The sequence below is a fragment of the Streptomyces sp. TRM68367 genome, from assembly GCF_014495685.1.
Lineage (GTDB): Bacteria > Actinomycetota > Actinomycetes > Streptomycetales > Streptomycetaceae > Streptomyces.
On sequence record NZ_JACTVI010000042.1, the window covers coordinates 1 to 14,267 of the forward strand.

Annotated in this window: 11 protein-coding genes and 3 pseudogenes; 7 read left to right on the forward strand and 7 right to left on the reverse strand. The window is 72.1% G+C overall.

The features are described from left to right. Nucleotides 1-331: 331 nt before the first annotated feature. Complete coding sequence (locus tag H8R17_RS24780) at nucleotides 332-1,291, forward strand: threonine/serine dehydratase (RefSeq protein ID WP_187825415.1); 960 nt, start codon at nucleotides 332-334, stop codon at nucleotides 1,289-1,291. Nucleotides 1,292-1,642: 351 nt separating this feature from the next. After that, nucleotides 1,643-3,313 (forward strand): serine/threonine-protein kinase, encoded by a 1,671-nt coding sequence (locus tag H8R17_RS24785; RefSeq protein ID WP_187825416.1) that lies wholly within the window; start codon nucleotides 1,643-1,645, stop codon nucleotides 3,311-3,313. Here the strand turns inward: H8R17_RS24785 and H8R17_RS24790 are convergent, their stop codons facing one another. Next, entirely contained in the window at nucleotides 3,314-4,753 is a 1,440-nt protein-coding gene (locus tag H8R17_RS24790) for a serine hydrolase (RefSeq protein ID WP_187825417.1), read from the reverse strand. 122 nt (nucleotides 4,754-4,875) lie between these two features. On the opposite strand from H8R17_RS24790, the gene H8R17_RS24795 reads away from it, so the two are divergent. Further along, the gene (locus H8R17_RS24795) at nucleotides 4,876-5,847 is read left to right on the forward strand and encodes an LLM class F420-dependent oxidoreductase (RefSeq protein ID WP_187825418.1); all 972 of its coding nucleotides are present in this window, start codon (nucleotides 4,876-4,878) and stop codon (nucleotides 5,845-5,847) included. Between the two features lie 325 nt (nucleotides 5,848-6,172). Here the strand turns inward: H8R17_RS24795 and H8R17_RS24800 are convergent, their stop codons facing one another. The 6 genes and pseudogenes from H8R17_RS24800 to H8R17_RS24825 form a co-directional block, all read right to left on the reverse strand. Continuing rightward, a complete protein-coding gene (locus H8R17_RS24800; protein ID WP_223125434.1) occupies nucleotides 6,173-6,598 on the reverse strand; it encodes a DUF6328 family protein in 426 nt (141 codons plus the stop codon). A 212-nt stretch (nucleotides 6,599-6,810) separates the two neighbouring features. Beyond that, nucleotides 6,811-7,794, reverse strand: coding sequence for an aldo/keto reductase (locus tag H8R17_RS24805; protein ID WP_187825420.1), 984 nt, complete (start codon nucleotides 7,792-7,794; stop codon nucleotides 6,811-6,813). 80 nt (nucleotides 7,795-7,874) lie between these two features. Then, a pseudogene (locus H8R17_RS24810) lies at nucleotides 7,875-8,098 on the reverse strand (TetR/AcrR family transcriptional regulator); the annotation flags it as partial. Nucleotides 8,099-8,182: 84 nt separating this feature from the next. Continuing rightward, nucleotides 8,183-9,397 (reverse strand): FAD-dependent monooxygenase, encoded by a 1,215-nt coding sequence (locus tag H8R17_RS24815; RefSeq protein ID WP_187825421.1) that lies wholly within the window; start codon nucleotides 9,395-9,397, stop codon nucleotides 8,183-8,185. Nucleotides 9,398-9,492: 95 nt separating this feature from the next. Continuing rightward, nucleotides 9,493-10,197 (reverse strand): ribonuclease H, encoded by a 705-nt coding sequence (locus H8R17_RS24820; RefSeq protein WP_187825422.1) that lies wholly within the window; start codon nucleotides 10,195-10,197, stop codon nucleotides 9,493-9,495. 340 nt (nucleotides 10,198-10,537) lie between these two features. After that, on the reverse strand, nucleotides 10,538-11,338 hold the full coding sequence (locus H8R17_RS24825; RefSeq protein ID WP_187825423.1) for a VOC family protein: 801 nt from the start codon (nucleotides 11,336-11,338) through the stop codon (nucleotides 10,538-10,540). A gap of 151 nt (nucleotides 11,339-11,489) precedes the next feature. Between H8R17_RS24825 and H8R17_RS24830 the strand changes: the two genes are divergently transcribed. The 4 genes and pseudogenes from H8R17_RS24830 to H8R17_RS24845 all read left to right on the forward strand — a co-directional run bounded on the left by H8R17_RS24830 (nucleotide 11,490) and on the right by H8R17_RS24845 (nucleotide 14,228). Then, entirely contained in the window at nucleotides 11,490-12,497 is a 1,008-nt protein-coding gene (locus H8R17_RS24830; protein WP_187825471.1) for a zinc-binding alcohol dehydrogenase family protein, read from the forward strand. Nucleotides 12,498-12,510: 13 nt separating this feature from the next. Further along, nucleotides 12,511-12,735, forward strand: a pseudogene (locus H8R17_RS24835) (cyclase); the annotation flags it as partial. Between the two features lie 150 nt (nucleotides 12,736-12,885). Then, nucleotides 12,886-13,215, forward strand: a pseudogene (locus tag H8R17_RS24840) (SAM-dependent methyltransferase); the annotation flags it as partial. A gap of 113 nt (nucleotides 13,216-13,328) precedes the next feature. After that, complete coding sequence (locus H8R17_RS24845; protein ID WP_187825424.1) at nucleotides 13,329-14,228, forward strand: SGNH/GDSL hydrolase family protein; 900 nt, start codon at nucleotides 13,329-13,331, stop codon at nucleotides 14,226-14,228. The last annotated feature ends 39 nt before the right edge of the window (nucleotides 14,229-14,267 follow it).

Sequence of the window (14,267 nt, forward strand, 5' to 3'; positions counted from 1 at the left end):
ACCCGGCCCAACGCCACACCCCCGGCCCGAGACACCCCCGGGCCGGTCACACCATACGAATCAACGACCCGCGAAGTACGGGACTAGCGGCGCTCGGAGCGGTGTTCGCCCAGAGGCGCTCGGCGTGGTCTCTCCAAAGGCGCTCGGCGTTGCCTTCCCCGAGGCGCTCGTCCGCCAGACGCGTCGGGCGCGTCGCACCTCCTGAGACACTCGGCGCGACCTGCCTCCGAACCACCGGCGTGGCCTTCGAAAACGTGTTGACCTGCGGCACTTCGCGCGTCAGGGTGCGATACGGCGCGGATCACCGTCCCGTGCCGGGAAGGTGCTGGTCTTGATCACCATCGAGGACGTGCAAGCCGCGGCCGAACGGATCGCCGGACACGTCGTACGCACCCCGACCGTGCCGAGCCCGGGCCTGTCCGCGCTGCTCGGCGCACCGGTCACCGTGAAGCTGGAACTGCTCCAGCGCACCGGCTCGTTCAAGGCGCGCGGGGCGACGGCGAAGCTGCTGTCGCTGAGCGAGGCGGAGCGGGCCGCCGGGGTGGCGGCGGTCAGCGGCGGCAACCACGGCATCGCGCTCGCCGTGATGGCCGCCGCGCTCGATGTGAAGGCCACGGTGGTGATGCCGCGTTCGGCGCCCGCCCCTGCCGTCGAGATCGTGGAGGCCTCCGGCGCCTCGGTGCGGCTGACCGACGACATGCCGGGCGCCTTCGCACTCGTGACGCGACTCCAGGAGGAGGGGCTGACCCTGGTCCACCCCTTCGACGACCCGGTAGTGATCGCCGGGCAGGGGACCGTCGGACTGGAGTTCGCCGACGACGCCGGGGACCTCACGGACGTCCTCGTCAGCATCGGGGGCGGCGGGCTGATCGCCGGAGTCGCGACGGCGATGAGGGCACGGCGCCCCGGCGTGCGGATCTGGGGCGTCGAGACCGAGGGCGCCCAGGCCATGTCCGAGGCGCTGGCGGCGGGCGGCCCGGTGCCGGTCGCCCTGTCGTCGATCGTGTCCACCCTCAGCGCCCCGTCCGTGTCACAGCTGACGTACGACCATGTGTCCGCGCTGGTCACCGAGGTGCTGGTGATCCCGGACCGGGAGGCCGTACAGGGCTCGCTCGACCTCGCCGACCAGGCCAAGGTGTGGACGGAACCGGCCGCCGGCTGCCTCCTGCCCGCCGCCCGGCAGGTCCTTGAGCGGGTCGGCGAAAGGGCCAGGCTCGGACTGGTGGTGTGCGGAGGCAACGCGACGACCGCCGACATGATCACCTGGTCGGCCCGCTTCGGCCTGCGCTGAGGGCGCTGACGCCACCGGACATTCCGTCGTCCATTTCCGGCCGACTGGCCGAAGAGTTCATCTCTATTGACATTCTGTCAATTTACCGTTGGTTACTCGACCAGGTGAACCCAGGAATTTTCGTTTCAGCGGGCGCGGCCGGAGGAATTACCTGCGACGGACCCGCAGGGTTCGCGAGGTGGACAGCGCCCACGCGGCCCTCAATGGCGTCATTCCATCGCACATTTGCTCGCGTGGATTGGATAAGAGTGAAAATGCGTCGGGTAGTCGCGAGTTCATTGAACGCAGTGTGCCTCACTCACCGTACCTCTGGGAAAGGTGAGAGCCAGCGGGTTCAGCGAGGGATGGCCAATGGGCAGGGCGCACGTCTCCACACAGCAGTTGGTGGCCGGCAGGTACCGGCTGCTCGACATCGTCCATCGCGAGACGAACCGCATCTCCTGGTACGGCGAGGACGTCGAGGCCGAACGGCCGTGTCTCGTCACGCAGATCGGGCTGCCGGACGATCCGGCCCTGGGCTGCGCCCGCAACACCACGGCCCGGGTGATCCGGACCGGGGAGACCATCGGAATGCTGTGCTCCGGCCGCGTCCCGGCGGTTTTCGACGCAGTCGAGGAGACCGGCCTCCTGTGGATCGTCAACGAGTGGGCCGGCGGCACGCCGCTGGGCGAACTCCTCACCGAACAGGGGCCGTTCACCTGTGTACGGGCTGCGCGCATCGGGCTCCAGGTGCTGGACGTGCTGGAGGCCGCGCACGGCCAGGGCATCACGCACGGCGAGCTCAGCCCCGGCCAGGTGTTCGTGCGGGACGAGGGCTCGGTCATCGTCACCGGCTTCGGGCTGGCCGGCGCGACCCTGGCACCCCGGCTCAGCGCACCGTCGTACGCCTCGCCCGAGCAGGCCCGTGACGAGCGCATCGGGCCGGCGGCCGACCTGTGGGCGCTGGGCGCGATCCTCTACACGCTGGTCGAGGGCCGCCCTCCGTTCCGGGACCGGGGGCGGCCCGAGGCCACGCTGAAGGGGGTGGACCGGCTGCCGCTGCGTACGCCGGTGCGGGCGGGATCGCTCACGCAGGTCGTGCAGGGGCTGCTGCGCAAGGACTCCCGGGACCGGCTGACCCGCCCGGTGGTGCGCCAGGCCCTCACCCGCGCGCTGACCGAGGACCCCGGCGCGCCCCTGGAAACAGGCCCGAGGCCGCCCCGGCTGCGGGTGGCGTACGCCGCCGCCCTGCACGCCGGGTCGCAGTGGAACCGGCGGACGATGGTCGCGGGCACCGCCCTGGCCGTGGTCACCGTCGCGGTCGCCGTGCTCGCCGCGACCCGCGGGCTGCCCGGTGACGACACCTCCGCCTCCGGCCCCGAGGCACGTCCCCCGGCCTCCGCCGCCGACCCCGGCGCCAGTGCCGGCGGAGGCGGAGGAACCGCCGCCCCGTCGGCGTCACCCCCACCCACCGCGTCCCCGTCCCCGTCTCCGTCCCCCTCCGACCCCACGCCCCCGGACAAGTCCCCGTCCCCCCCGCCCCCCAGGTCGTCCGCTCCGCCCGGCGACGGGCTGCCGCCCGGCTATCACCGCTACCACGCGCCCGAGGGCTTCTCCGTCGCCCTCCCCCAGGGCTGGAAGCGGCTGGAGACCCTGCGCCAGTCGGATGTGGCCTACCGGGCCTTCTTCGGCGCCGACGGCGACCACCGCCTGCTGGCGGTGACCTACAGCGAGCGTGTGGGCCCGGATCCGGTGGCGGTCTGGCGCGACGACGTCGAGCCCGGTCTGGAGCAGTCCGGCGACGACTACCGGCGGATCGGCGACATCCGCGCGACGACGTACCAGGGGCGCAAGGCCGCGGACATGCAGTGGCTCATCGACGACGGCGACACCCGCGTGCGCACCTTCGGCCGCGGCTTCCTCATCGGCGACGGCCGCAGCTTCTCGCTGCGCTGGTCGACGCCGGCCGACGAGTGGGAGGAGCCCGCCAGCCAGGAGTCGTTGCGGACGTTCCTGGACACCTTCCGGCCTGGCGCGGACTGATCAGCCGCGCGGCGCGCGCTGCGAGCGCAGCGTCGGTCCGTGCAGTGGCTCGGTGGCCCAGCGCGCGGTGAACGTGCGGTCGGGGAGGGAGCAGGTCACCGTCAGACGGTGCGGTGTCTCCAGGAAGACCACGTCCGCGGTGAAGGTACCGGCGTCGGTCCATCCGCCGCTCACCGCGGTGGGGACGGGCTCCTCGGTGACCGTCCAGCCGTCCCGGCCGAGCCGCACGTCGAGGGGGTGGTCGTCGTCGGTGAGCGTCAGCCGCGGGCCGTCCGCCGTCACGGTGACCGCGACCGCGGTCAGGTCCGGCAGGCCCGCGCAGACGCCGCCGTACGGCGTGAACGCGGCCTCCGACCAGGCCTCGGCCTCCTCCGGCGGGGCGGGCTCGCCCTGGACCGGCGGCAGCGCGAGCCGGGCGAGGCGCCGGCCAAGAGCCGCGTCCTGCTCCTCGCGGCCGGACAGCGGGCCGGGGCCGAAGGCGGGCAGCAGATGCGTCCAGACGAGGTCCAGCATCCGCTGCATGTCCGCGGTCGCCGCGGTGGCCGCGATCACGGCGTCCTGTTCGGGCAGCACCACGCAGAACTGGCCGTAGGCCCCGTCGCCGCGGTAGCCGTGCCGCGACCGCCAGAACTGGAAGCCGTAGCCCTGCTGCCAGTCGGACAGCGCCCCCTCGGGCGTGCCGTCGGCGTTCGCGGTCTGGGTGCGGGTGGCCTCGGCGACCCACCGCTCGGGCAGCAGCCGCCTGCCCTCCCACACGCCGCCACGCAGGTACAGCTGGCCGAGCCCGGCGACGGCGTCGGTGGTGGCGTGCAGTCCGCTGAAGCCCAGTTCGCGGCCCGACCGGTCGCGCAGCCAGGCCGCCGGGCCGATGCCGAGCGGTTCGAACAGCCGGGGCCGCAGGTACTCCGTCAGCGGCTGTCCCGTGACACGCTGGAGGATCGCGGCGAGCGTGTACGTGGTGGGGTTGTTGTAGGCGAAGACGGTGCCCGGGTCGCGCTCCGGCGGCAGCAGCAGGAAGCCGCGGACGAGTTCGTCGGGGTCGAGGGCGTCGGCCCGGGCCAGGGTCTCCTCCTCGTGCCCGCTGGCCATGGACGCCACGTGCCGCACCAGCATCGACCGGCTGCGCGGGTCGGTGATGTCGGCCTCGAACTCCGGGAAGTACGAGATCACCGGGTCGTCGAGACCGATCAGCCCCTCGGCGACGGCGAACCCGGCGGCCGTCGCGGTGAAACTCTTGCTGAGCGAGTACAGCAGCTGGGGGCGGTCGGGTGTGTACGGCGCCCACCACCCGGAGGCCACGAGGTGACCGTGCCGCAGGATCATCAGGCTGTGCGGCTCGATGTCCGGGTCGGCGTCGACAGCGTCCAGGAAGGCGTGGACGCCGACGGCGTCGACGCCCTGCGCGGCGGGCGTGGAGACGGGCAGCCGGTGAATGTCCATGACAGCATTCTCCCTCAGCGGTCAGGCCATGATCCAGAGGCCGGACTGAGGACCGCGGCTAGCCGCTCCCCGGCCCCGGCGCCGAGCCGTTTTCGGGTGTGTCCGTCGGGGACTCGGGCCTCATGGTGCAGATCGGATACACGATGATGACCGAGCAGGCGGGGCCTCGTGAGCTCGTCGAGCACGTCGTGCGGGCCGAGGAGGTGGGGTTCGACTTCTCGGTGACCTCGGACCACTACTTCCCGTGGCTGCGCGCGCAGGGGCACTCGCCGTACGCGTGGAGCGTGCTGGGCGCGGCGGCGCACGCAACGACGCGCATTCCGCTGATGACGTACGTGACGTGTCCGACGATCCGGTACCACCCGGCGGTGGTGGCGCAGAAGGCGGCCACGATGCAGCTGCTGTCCGGAGGACGGTTCCGGTTGGGGCTGGGGTCGGGCGAGAACCTCAACGAACATGTGGTGGGCGGCGGTTGGCCGCCGGTGGACGTGCGGCACGAGATGCTCCAGGAGGCCGTGGCGATCATCCGCGCGCTCTTCGCCGGCGGTCACGTCAACCACTGCGGCTCGCACTACGACGTGGAGTCGGCCCGGCTGTGGGACCTGCCCGACGAGCCGCCGCCCATCGGCATCGCCGTGTCCGGCGAACGCTCCTGCGCGCTGGCGGGCAAGCTCGCCGACCTGGTCATCGCGACACAGCCCGAACAGGGCCTGCTGGCGGCGTTCGACCGGCACGGCGGCACGGGCAAGTCGCGCGTGGGCCAGCTGCCGGTCTGCCACGACCCCGACCGGGACACGGCCGTCAAGCGGGCCCACGCGCAGTTCCGCTGGTTCGGCGGCGGCTGGAAGGTCAACTCCGAGCTGCCGCACCCCGACTCGTTCGAGGCGGCCACGCAGTTCGTCACGCCCGACGACGTCGCCGCCTCGATCCCGTGCGGCGACGATCCGGAGGACTTCGTCGAGGCGGTACGCCCGTACGCCGAGGCCGGTTTCACCGAGATCGCCCTGGTGCAGATCGGCGGCGAGACACAGCCGGCGTTCCTGGACTGGTCGCAGAAGACGCTGCTGCCCGCACTGCGCGACGCCTTCGGCTGACCCCCCGCGCCACCGGCGCGCACCGCCCCGTCAGGGGCCCCGGCAAAACATCTCCCATGGGCGCATTCAGGCTTCCCGTCTGCACGGACGCAGTGCCGATGCAGTCGGGTCAACCCTGCCCAGAAGAGCGGGTACTTCAGTGGCATGCTGTCGTGCCGAACCGCCACCCTGCGAGCATGACCGTCTTCTATCTGGTGCAGCACGCTACGAGGACGACATGGTCCAGCGCCTGGAGGACCTCCAGCGGGCCATCGCCACCTGCCTGGACGCGCTGCGCGGGGCGCGCGGGACCGAGTAGCACAGGTCGTTTCCGTCCGCGCCGGCCTCACCGCGTCGTGTGCCGGCGCCGCAGCCACAGCGGGAACGCGAACCAGCACGCCACGTACCAGGCGACCATGGCCATGACCAGCCAGGGCACATAGCCGCCGTCGGTCGCCACCCGCAGGATCAGCAGCAGCGAGCACGTCATGGTGGCCAGCAGCAGGACGAGACCGACGAGGGTCAGCCGGGACGCCCACCGCACCGCCTGGGGCTTCACCCGGCGGCCGGAGACCAGGCGGTGCAGGGACACGGGTCCGATCAGGGCACCGGTCGCGGCGGCGCCCAGGACCACGGTGACGATGTAGATGACCTGGTCGGCGTCGGCCAAATCGTCGTACTTCGGGGTGAACACGACGGTGAGCAGGAAGCCGAACAGGATCTGCACGCCCATCTGGGCGACGCGGACCTCCTGGATGAGCTCAACCCACATCCGGTCCGCCCGCTCCTCCTCGGTCTCGTTGCGCCCCCTGCGCCTCGCCGCGCCATCCGTCGTGCCCGACACTGTGCCTCCCGGTTCGAGGGACCGACTTCCAGTCTTCCCGCGAGTTCCCCGTCTGCAGGCACCATGCCGGGCCGACCGTCCGTTCGAGCGTTCAGGGAGCGGTCATAGGGACCGCGCGAGCCTGAGCCCCGCCGTGAGCCCTACCAGCGGCCCTCGACCTGGTCCTTGATCCGCCGCTCGTACAGCTCGCGGATCGCGCTGAGCGTCGCGCCGGACAGCTCGGGCAGTTTCGCGGCGGCCGCGTTGGCGCGGGCCTGCTCGGGCGAGCGGGCGCCGGGAATCACGGTGGTCACGCCCGGCTGCTGGATGATCCAGCGCAGCGCGAGCTGGGCCGGGGTGTACCCGTCCGGGGCGAGGGCGGCGAACTCGGCGGCGGCCTCGACGCCCGTGGCGTAGTCGACGCCGGAGAAGGTCTCGCCCTGGTCGAAGGACTCGCCGTGCCGGTTGAAGGTGCGGTGGTCGTTGGCGGCGAAGACAGTGTCCTTGGTGTACCGGCAGGACAGCAGGCCGGAGGCAAGGGGCACCCGCGCAATGATGCCGACGCCGGCCTCGCGGGCGGCGGGGAGAACCTCGTACAGGGGCTTCATGCGGAACGGGTTGAGGATGATCTGCACGCTGGCCACGTTCGGCCGGGCGATCGCGGTCAGCGCCTCGGCGCAGGTCTCGACGCTGACGCCGTAGTGGGCGATGCGCTCCTCCTCGACCAGGGTGTCCAGGGCGTCGAACACCTCGTCGGTGGAGTACACGGGCGTCGGCGGGCAGTGCAGCTGTACGAGGTCGAGGCGGTCGACGCCGAGGTTGCGCCGGGAACGGTCGTTCCAGGCGCGGAAGTTGTCCAGGACGTAGTTCTCCGGGATCTGGTCGACGCGGCGGCCCATCTTGGTGGCGACCAGCACGTGCAGGTCGGGGCGACCGCGCAGGATGGCGGCGATGGTCTGTTCGCTGCGTCCGTCGCCGTACACGTCGGCGGTGTCGAAGAAGGTCACGCCGGACTCGGCGGCCGCTTCCAGTACTGCGAGGGCTTCCTTGTCGTCGACGTCACCCCAGTCGGCTCCCAGTTGCCAGGTGCCGAGACCGACCACGGAGGCGTGCTGACCAGACCTGTCGAATGTGCGCTCGTCCATGGCGTCAGTCTGTCATCCGCCGCGCCGGTGCGCGGAGCTGCTCGCTGCGGTGTGCCGTACTGCTCGCTCCGATGTGCCGTTCACGCCGTGAGTTGGTCCTGTACGACGGGTCCGCAGCGCTCCACGACGTCGTCGATCGCGCTCGCGCGCACGTGGTCGCCGCGTGCGATGCCCGTGCGATCACGCCCAGGCCGAGCAGGGTGGCGACGGCCAGTTCGGCGCGCAGTCCGGCGTCGGGGCCGGCGAGGCGTGCGGTGAGGCTCTCGGTCACCTGGGCGCGGTAGTTGGCGCGCAGAATGTCGCCCATAGCGGTGAATTCCCATTCACCCCAGCTCTGTGGGTCGGGTGGACAGGCTCCTCAGCTGTACTGGTCCGGGGTGGCGGGCCGCTACTCGCGGGAGGCCAGCGCCCGTGCGTGCACGGTGCGGGCGAGCCGCGGTCCGAGCCAGCGCTTGAACCGGCGCAGCGCTGCCAGCCGCCCGGCGGCCCGGTCGAGGCGGTGGTACAGCCGGGGCGGGATGTGGGGCAGCAGGGGAGAGTGGCGCTGGCCGAGCAGGGCGAACATCTGCTCCGGGGGCAGCCCGATGTAGCGGGGCAGGTTCTCGTACCACCGGGCGCTGTAGCGGGCCGCGCTCTGCACGGGCAGCAGGCCCGCGCGGCGCTCCCGCTCGTAGCGGGCGAGGGCCTGCGGCAGGTCGGCGCACTCACCCAGGGCCCCGGCGAGGGCGATGGCGTCCTCCAGGGCGAGGGTGGTGCCGGCGCCGATGGAGTAGTGCGTGGTGTGGGCGGCGTCGCCGATCAGGACGAGGTTGCCGTGGTGCCAGGCGGAGTTGGTGAGGGTGCGGAAGGTCAGCCACGGGGAGCTGCCGTCGGCGACGGTGCGGCCGATGAGGGGGTGGCCGTCCAGGACGCGGGCGAAGAGTTTCTCCAGGAGGGCGAGTCCGTCTGCCTCGTTCGCCCGGTCGAGGCCGAGACCGGTCCAGGTGTCGGGCGCGCACTCGACGACGCAGGTGCTGCGGTCGGCGCCGTAGCCGTATCCGTAGGCCCAGATCCAGCCGTGGTCGGTCTCGACGAAGGAGAAGGTGAAGGCATCGAAGACCTTGCTGGTGCCGAGCCAGATGTAGCGGTTGCGGCCGGCTGTGAGGCGGGTGCCGAACCGGTCGGCGTGGCGGGTGCGCAGCGCGCTGTGGACGCCGTCGGCCGCCACGATCAGGTCGGCGCCGGCGGGCAGGCTGTCGGGCGTGATCTCGTGCTCGAACTCCAGCCGTACGCCGAGCGAGCGGGCGCGGTCGGCGAGGATCTCCAGCAGCCGGTGGCGGCCGATGCCGAAGCCCTGGTCGCCGTGGTGCCGGGTGGTCTCGTCCCGCACGTGGGCGACCCCGTCGCTCCAGCGCACGGAGTTCTGGTCGAGGGCGCGGGCCGACTCGGGGTCGTGTTCGTGGAACCGGTCGAGCATGCCGCGCCAATAGGTCACGCCCCAGCCGTAGGTCGAGCCCTCCGGGTTGCGCTCGTAGACGGTGATGTCGTGGGCGGGGTCCTGCCGCTTCAGCAGGATCGAGAGATACAGGCCGGCGGGCCCGCCACCGACGCAGGCGACCTTCACACATACCCCTGGTAATTACTCAAGGCGGTCATTTAATGACGCAGAGTAGCAGCCCGGGGTCGTGCGCAGCGGTCTTGGTCACCTGCACAGCGTGCTCAGGCGTCCACCGCCGTACGGCACTCCGGGTGTCCCCAGCCCTGGGGGTGCTTGGCGATGGGCTCGCCGGCCGCGTAGGGGCGGCCGCAGCCGCAGCGGCCGGGGAACTTCGCCTTGATGGTGCGCGAGGAGGCCGCCTTCGCGGTGCGCGCGGAGCCGCCGCGCGACCGGGTGCGCGGAGCCTTGGCGGTCGGTGTGTCGGGTGACGGCGGCGGCTCCGGCGAGCCGAGGGCACTGCCCGCCGACTCCTGGACGGTGGCGGCCTGGCTGGCGGCGCGGTCGGCGAAGTCGTTGAGCTTGTCGCCGTCGACCTGGTGGGCGGGGACGTAGCGGAACTCGACCGAGCGGCCGGCGAGCAGGGTGTCGATGCGCACGACCAGGTCCTGGTTGGCGACCGGCTTGCCGGCGGCCGTCTTCCAGCCGTTGCGCTTCCAGCCGGGCAGCCATGTGGTGACAGCCTTCATGGCGTACTGGGAGTCCATCCGGATCTCCAGCGGCACGTCCGGGTCGGTGGCCGCCAGCAGGCGTTCCAGCGCGGTGAGTTCCGCGACGTTGTTGGTGGCCTTCCCGAGCGGGCCGGCCTCCCAGCGGGCGGGGGTCTCCGCCGCGTCGGCGATGACCCAGGCCCAGCCCGCGGGCCCGGGGTTTCCCTTCGAGGCCCCGTCGCACGCGGCCACCACACGTTCACGCATGCGCACGATCATGCCACGTGCCGACGGGGCTCCCGGTCCGTGGGAAGCTCCTGTAGAACCTTGCGGTCGGGCGGTCCACGTCGATCGCAGTGACGGCGTTGGAGCTGAGGAACCGGGCGATCCCGGCGCCATAGGCGCCGGTCCCCTCGGTTCCGACAGCGAGGACCTCGCCATGTGAGCGCAGCCAGTCCAGCAGCCTGCGGTAGCCGTCCGGGGTGGTCTCGAACTACTCGGTGGCCAGGTGGCGGCCGATGCTGTCGATGACCGCGGCCTGGTGGAGATCGGCATGGGTGTCGATCCCGCCGGCCACCGCAGGGCAGACGGACAAGACAGTGATGGGATCCTTGGCCGGTCAGTCGACGTCGGTCATGGCCGGCATCTCGCCTTCGGTCCTGGTGGTGTCGATCAACGAGAAGTTCGCGCCCTGCGGGTCGCTCAGCGCCGCGAACCGGCCGAAGGGGGTGTCCATCGGCCCGAAACGCAGAACGCCGCCCAGTTTGGTGGCCCTCGCGACGGCGTCGTCGCAGTCCTGTACGGAGAAGTAGACGTTGATGTACGGCTGCACCTCGGGCGGGAAGTCGTCCGTCATCTGCATCCGGCCGAGGGCGGGGCGCTCACCGAGGTTGTAGACGCGGAAGTCCATCGCGTCGTCCTGCATCTGCTGGGCCTTGTAGCCGAACAGGGCGGGGAAGAACGCGTCGGACTTCTCCGGCTCGCGGGTGAAGACCTCCGCCCAGGTGAACGCGCCCGGCTGGCCCGTCTCCGCCTCGAAGCCCTCGTGGGTGCCGGCCTGCCACAGGCCGAAGACGACGCCGCCGGGGTCGCGGGCCAGGCACATGGTGCCGAAGTCGCCGACCTGCATCGGCTCCATCAGCACCTCACCGCCATTGTCGCGGATTCGCGCCGCGGTGGCGGCGGCGTCGTCGGCCGCGAAGTACAGGCACCACTGCGACTGGCCCTCCTGGCCGGGCATGGGCGGGACGACGGCGGCGACCGCTTTGCCGCCCGAGTACGCCTCGGTGTAGTTGCCGTACACCGTCGACGCCTCGGCGAAGGTCCAGCCCAGGACGTCTCCGTAGAAGCTCTTGGCCCCCTCCAGGTCGGTGAACATCGCGTCGGCCCAACACGGGGCTCCCTCAGGGTGTACGGCCATGATGCGGCCCTCTTCCGAGTCGGTGGCTGGTCCGCTTCCTCACGCTAGCCAGCCGGGCGCCGACGCGCGCGCCGAACGGTTCCCTCCGCAGCACACTGGAGGGACCGGGACGGTCGTCGGCGGGACGGGGAGCGGCATGGCGGACGGGACGATGCGCGCGTGGTCCGTGGTGCGCCCCGGGCCGGTCGAGGAGGGGTCCCTCCGGTTCGTCGAGAAGCCGGTGCCGGTGCCCGGGGACGACGAGCTGCTGGTGCACATGCGCACGTGCGGGGTGTGCCGCACCGATCTGCACGTCGCCGAGGGCGACCTGCCGGTGCACCGGCCGGGCGTGACGCCGGGGCACGAGGTCGTCGGCGTGGTGGGCGCGCTCGGGGCGTCGGTGCGCGGCTTCGCCGTGGGCGACCGGGTCGGCGTGGCCTGGCTGCGACGCACCGACGGCACCTGCGTGTACTGCCGGCGGGGCGCCGAGAACCTGTGCCCGTCCTCGCGGTACACCGGCTGGGACGCGGACGGCGGCTACGCGCAGTACACGACCGTCCCCGCGGCCTTCGCCTATCCACTGCCCGCAAGCCTGGACGACGTGGCGCCGGCGCCGCTGATGTGCGCGGGCATCATCGGCTACCGGGCGCTGAAGCGGGCCGCGCTGCCGCCGGGCGGGCGGCTCGGGCTGTACGGCTTCGGCGGCAGCGCACATCTGTGCGCGCAGGTGGCGCTGGCCGAGGGCGCCGCCGTGCACGTGATGACGCGCGGGGCAGCTGCGCGGCGCCTGGCGCTGGACCTGGGCGCGTCCTCGGCCCAGGACGCGTGGGCGACGCCCCCGGAGCCCCTGGACAGCGCGATCCTGTTCGCCCCGGCCGGCGATCTGGTACCGGTGGCGCTGCGGGCCCTGGACCGGGGCGGTGTACTGGCGATCGCCGGGATCCACCTCACGGACGTGCCGCCGCTGCACTACGAGTCCGAGTTGTTCTACGAGAAGGAGCTGCGCAGCGTCACCTCCAACACGCGCGAGGACGGGCGGGAGTTCCTGACGCTCGCCGCCCGGCACGGGGTGCGCGCCACCACGCACACGTATCCGCTGTCGCGGGCGGACGAGGCGCTGCGGGACCTGAAGGAGGGGCGCTTCGACGGGGCCGCGGTGCTGGTGAACGACCTCTCCTGAGCCCCGGCCCGTTCCGCTGGTCGTCTCCGCCAACGAGCGGTGCGGGCTCAAGGCGGCCTATCTGCGGGCCGTCGAGATCCACAACCGGATCATGGCGGCCTTGGAGGAGTCCGCCGACCTCTCCGCGACCACGCCGCTCGTCGAACGGCACGCCCGGGGGCTCGCCGCCTGGGTGTCCGGCAACCACGAGTGGCACGCCACCAACACCCACCGCTACCACCTGCCCGACTACTGGTAAGGCGCATGACCCTTGACATCCCCTCAGAAACACCACGAGGAGTCATCGTTGACCACCACCGCCGACCCCGGCTCCACGACCGCACCGGCGGCCACGCCGCTGCCGCACCAGTCCACGTACCAGGCCCGCGTCGCGGACTACTGGAACGCCGCCGAGCACGCCCGGCTGCTGCGCCGCGGCGGACGCTACGTGGTGATCACCGGCTGCTACAACGACACCTACGGGCAGGCCTCGCGCGAGGTCTCCCTCATCAACGCCCACTACATCTGCGACATCCACCCCCGGTCGGCGTACTTCCGCGCGATGGCCCGGAGCCGCCTCGTCCCGGTCCATGTGCAGAACCTGACCGCGGAAACGATCCCCTACCGGGAACTGCGCAAGCGGGCCGACCACCTGGTCACGGGCATCGAGGACACGTTCCTGACCGCCTACAACAACGGCAGCTTCCAGTACCTGCTGATCGCCGCCGACCGGGCCTGACGCGGCGTCATGCCGTCGGCCGCCGGCGTACCGTGGCCGACGCGTGTCTTCCCCCCCGGCGCCCGGCTGTGCTTGCCTGGGGGCCGTTTCGGTGGCCGGGCGGGAGTTGCCGTATGCGCAAGCCGTGGGTCGTGGGGGTACTGCTGGCGGGCGTGCTGCTCGGTGCGTGCGGGGATCCGGCGTCCGGGCCGCAGGAGGCACCGCTACCGCCCGAACCGGGCGCGTCGTCCACCACGCACCAGCGGGCCGCCGCCTCCCCGAGCGCGCCCGCCCGGGCTCCGCGCGTGCTGTACCTCGGCGACTCGCTCGCGATGGAGAACCAGAAGGTGCTGGGGCAGGAACTGCGCAGCCGGTTGCGCGCGACGTACACGAGCGCCCCGTACTCCGGGACCACGCTGTGCGACTACCTGGAGGGCACCGGTGAGCGGTCCCTCGTCCCGCCCGCGGACAAGGCAGCCACGCTGGTGCGCAAGCTGCGGCCGGACTTCGTGGTGCTGCAGTTCTGGGGCAACGCCTGGGGTTACACGCCGTGCATGGACGGGATCACGTACGACGCCTCGCGCGAGCGGTACCTCGCACGGTACGCCGCCGACGCGGAGCGGCTCGCCGGGCAGATCTCCGCGGCCGGAGGCGACCGGCGTCCGCGCATCGTGTGGGTGCTGCAGGGTCCGGATCCGATCACCCCGGAGCGCGTCCGGCGCGTGAACGCGCTGTACGAGGAGCGGGCCGCCGCCTCCGGGGATCTGGTGGCCGACGCCGGGAAGACGGTGAGCCCGGCGTCGGCCCGCTACACGTGGGCGCGCCACCTGCCGTGCACCGCGTACGAGCGCGCCCATCCCGACTACTGCACCGAACCGGGCCGGGACCGTACGGCCCTGCACCGCGACGACGACTACCTGCACTTCTGTCTGGCGCCCACGACGTCCGAGCCGAAGCCCTGCCCGGTCCGCTCCCCCGGCATCCTGCGCATGGCCCGCGAGATCACACGGGTGGTCGGGGACGAGGCCGGCTGAGCCCGGCCGGCAAAACCGTTCGACAGGACCCCGGCCGGC

Coding starts and splice junctions, on each gene's coding strand:
- H8R17_RS24805 (WP_187825420.1), bottom strand. CDS start 7,794: ATGGACGAGCGCACATTCGACAGGTCTGGTCAGCACGCCTCCGTGGTC.
- H8R17_RS24800 (WP_223125434.1), bottom strand. CDS start 6,598: ATGTGGGTTGAGCTCATCCAGGAGGTCCGCGTCGCCCAGATGGGCGTG.
- H8R17_RS24825 (WP_187825423.1), bottom strand. CDS start 11,338: ATGGCCGTACACCCTGAGGGAGCCCCGTGTTGGGCCGACGCGATGTTC.
- H8R17_RS24795 (WP_187825418.1), top strand. CDS start 4,876: ATGGTGCAGATCGGATACACGATGATGACCGAGCAGGCGGGGCCTCGT.
- H8R17_RS24790 (WP_187825417.1), bottom strand. CDS start 4,753: ATGGACATTCACCGGCTGCCCGTCTCCACGCCCGCCGCGCAGGGCGTC.
- H8R17_RS24845 (WP_187825424.1), top strand. CDS start 13,329: ATGCGCAAGCCGTGGGTCGTGGGGGTACTGCTGGCGGGCGTGCTGCTC.
- H8R17_RS24830 (WP_187825471.1), top strand. CDS start 11,490: ATGCGCGCGTGGTCCGTGGTGCGCCCCGGGCCGGTCGAGGAGGGGTCC.
- H8R17_RS24820 (WP_187825422.1), bottom strand. CDS start 10,197: ATGATCGTGCGCATGCGTGAACGTGTGGTGGCCGCGTGCGACGGGGCC.
- H8R17_RS24785 (WP_187825416.1), top strand. CDS start 1,643: ATGGGCAGGGCGCACGTCTCCACACAGCAGTTGGTGGCCGGCAGGTAC.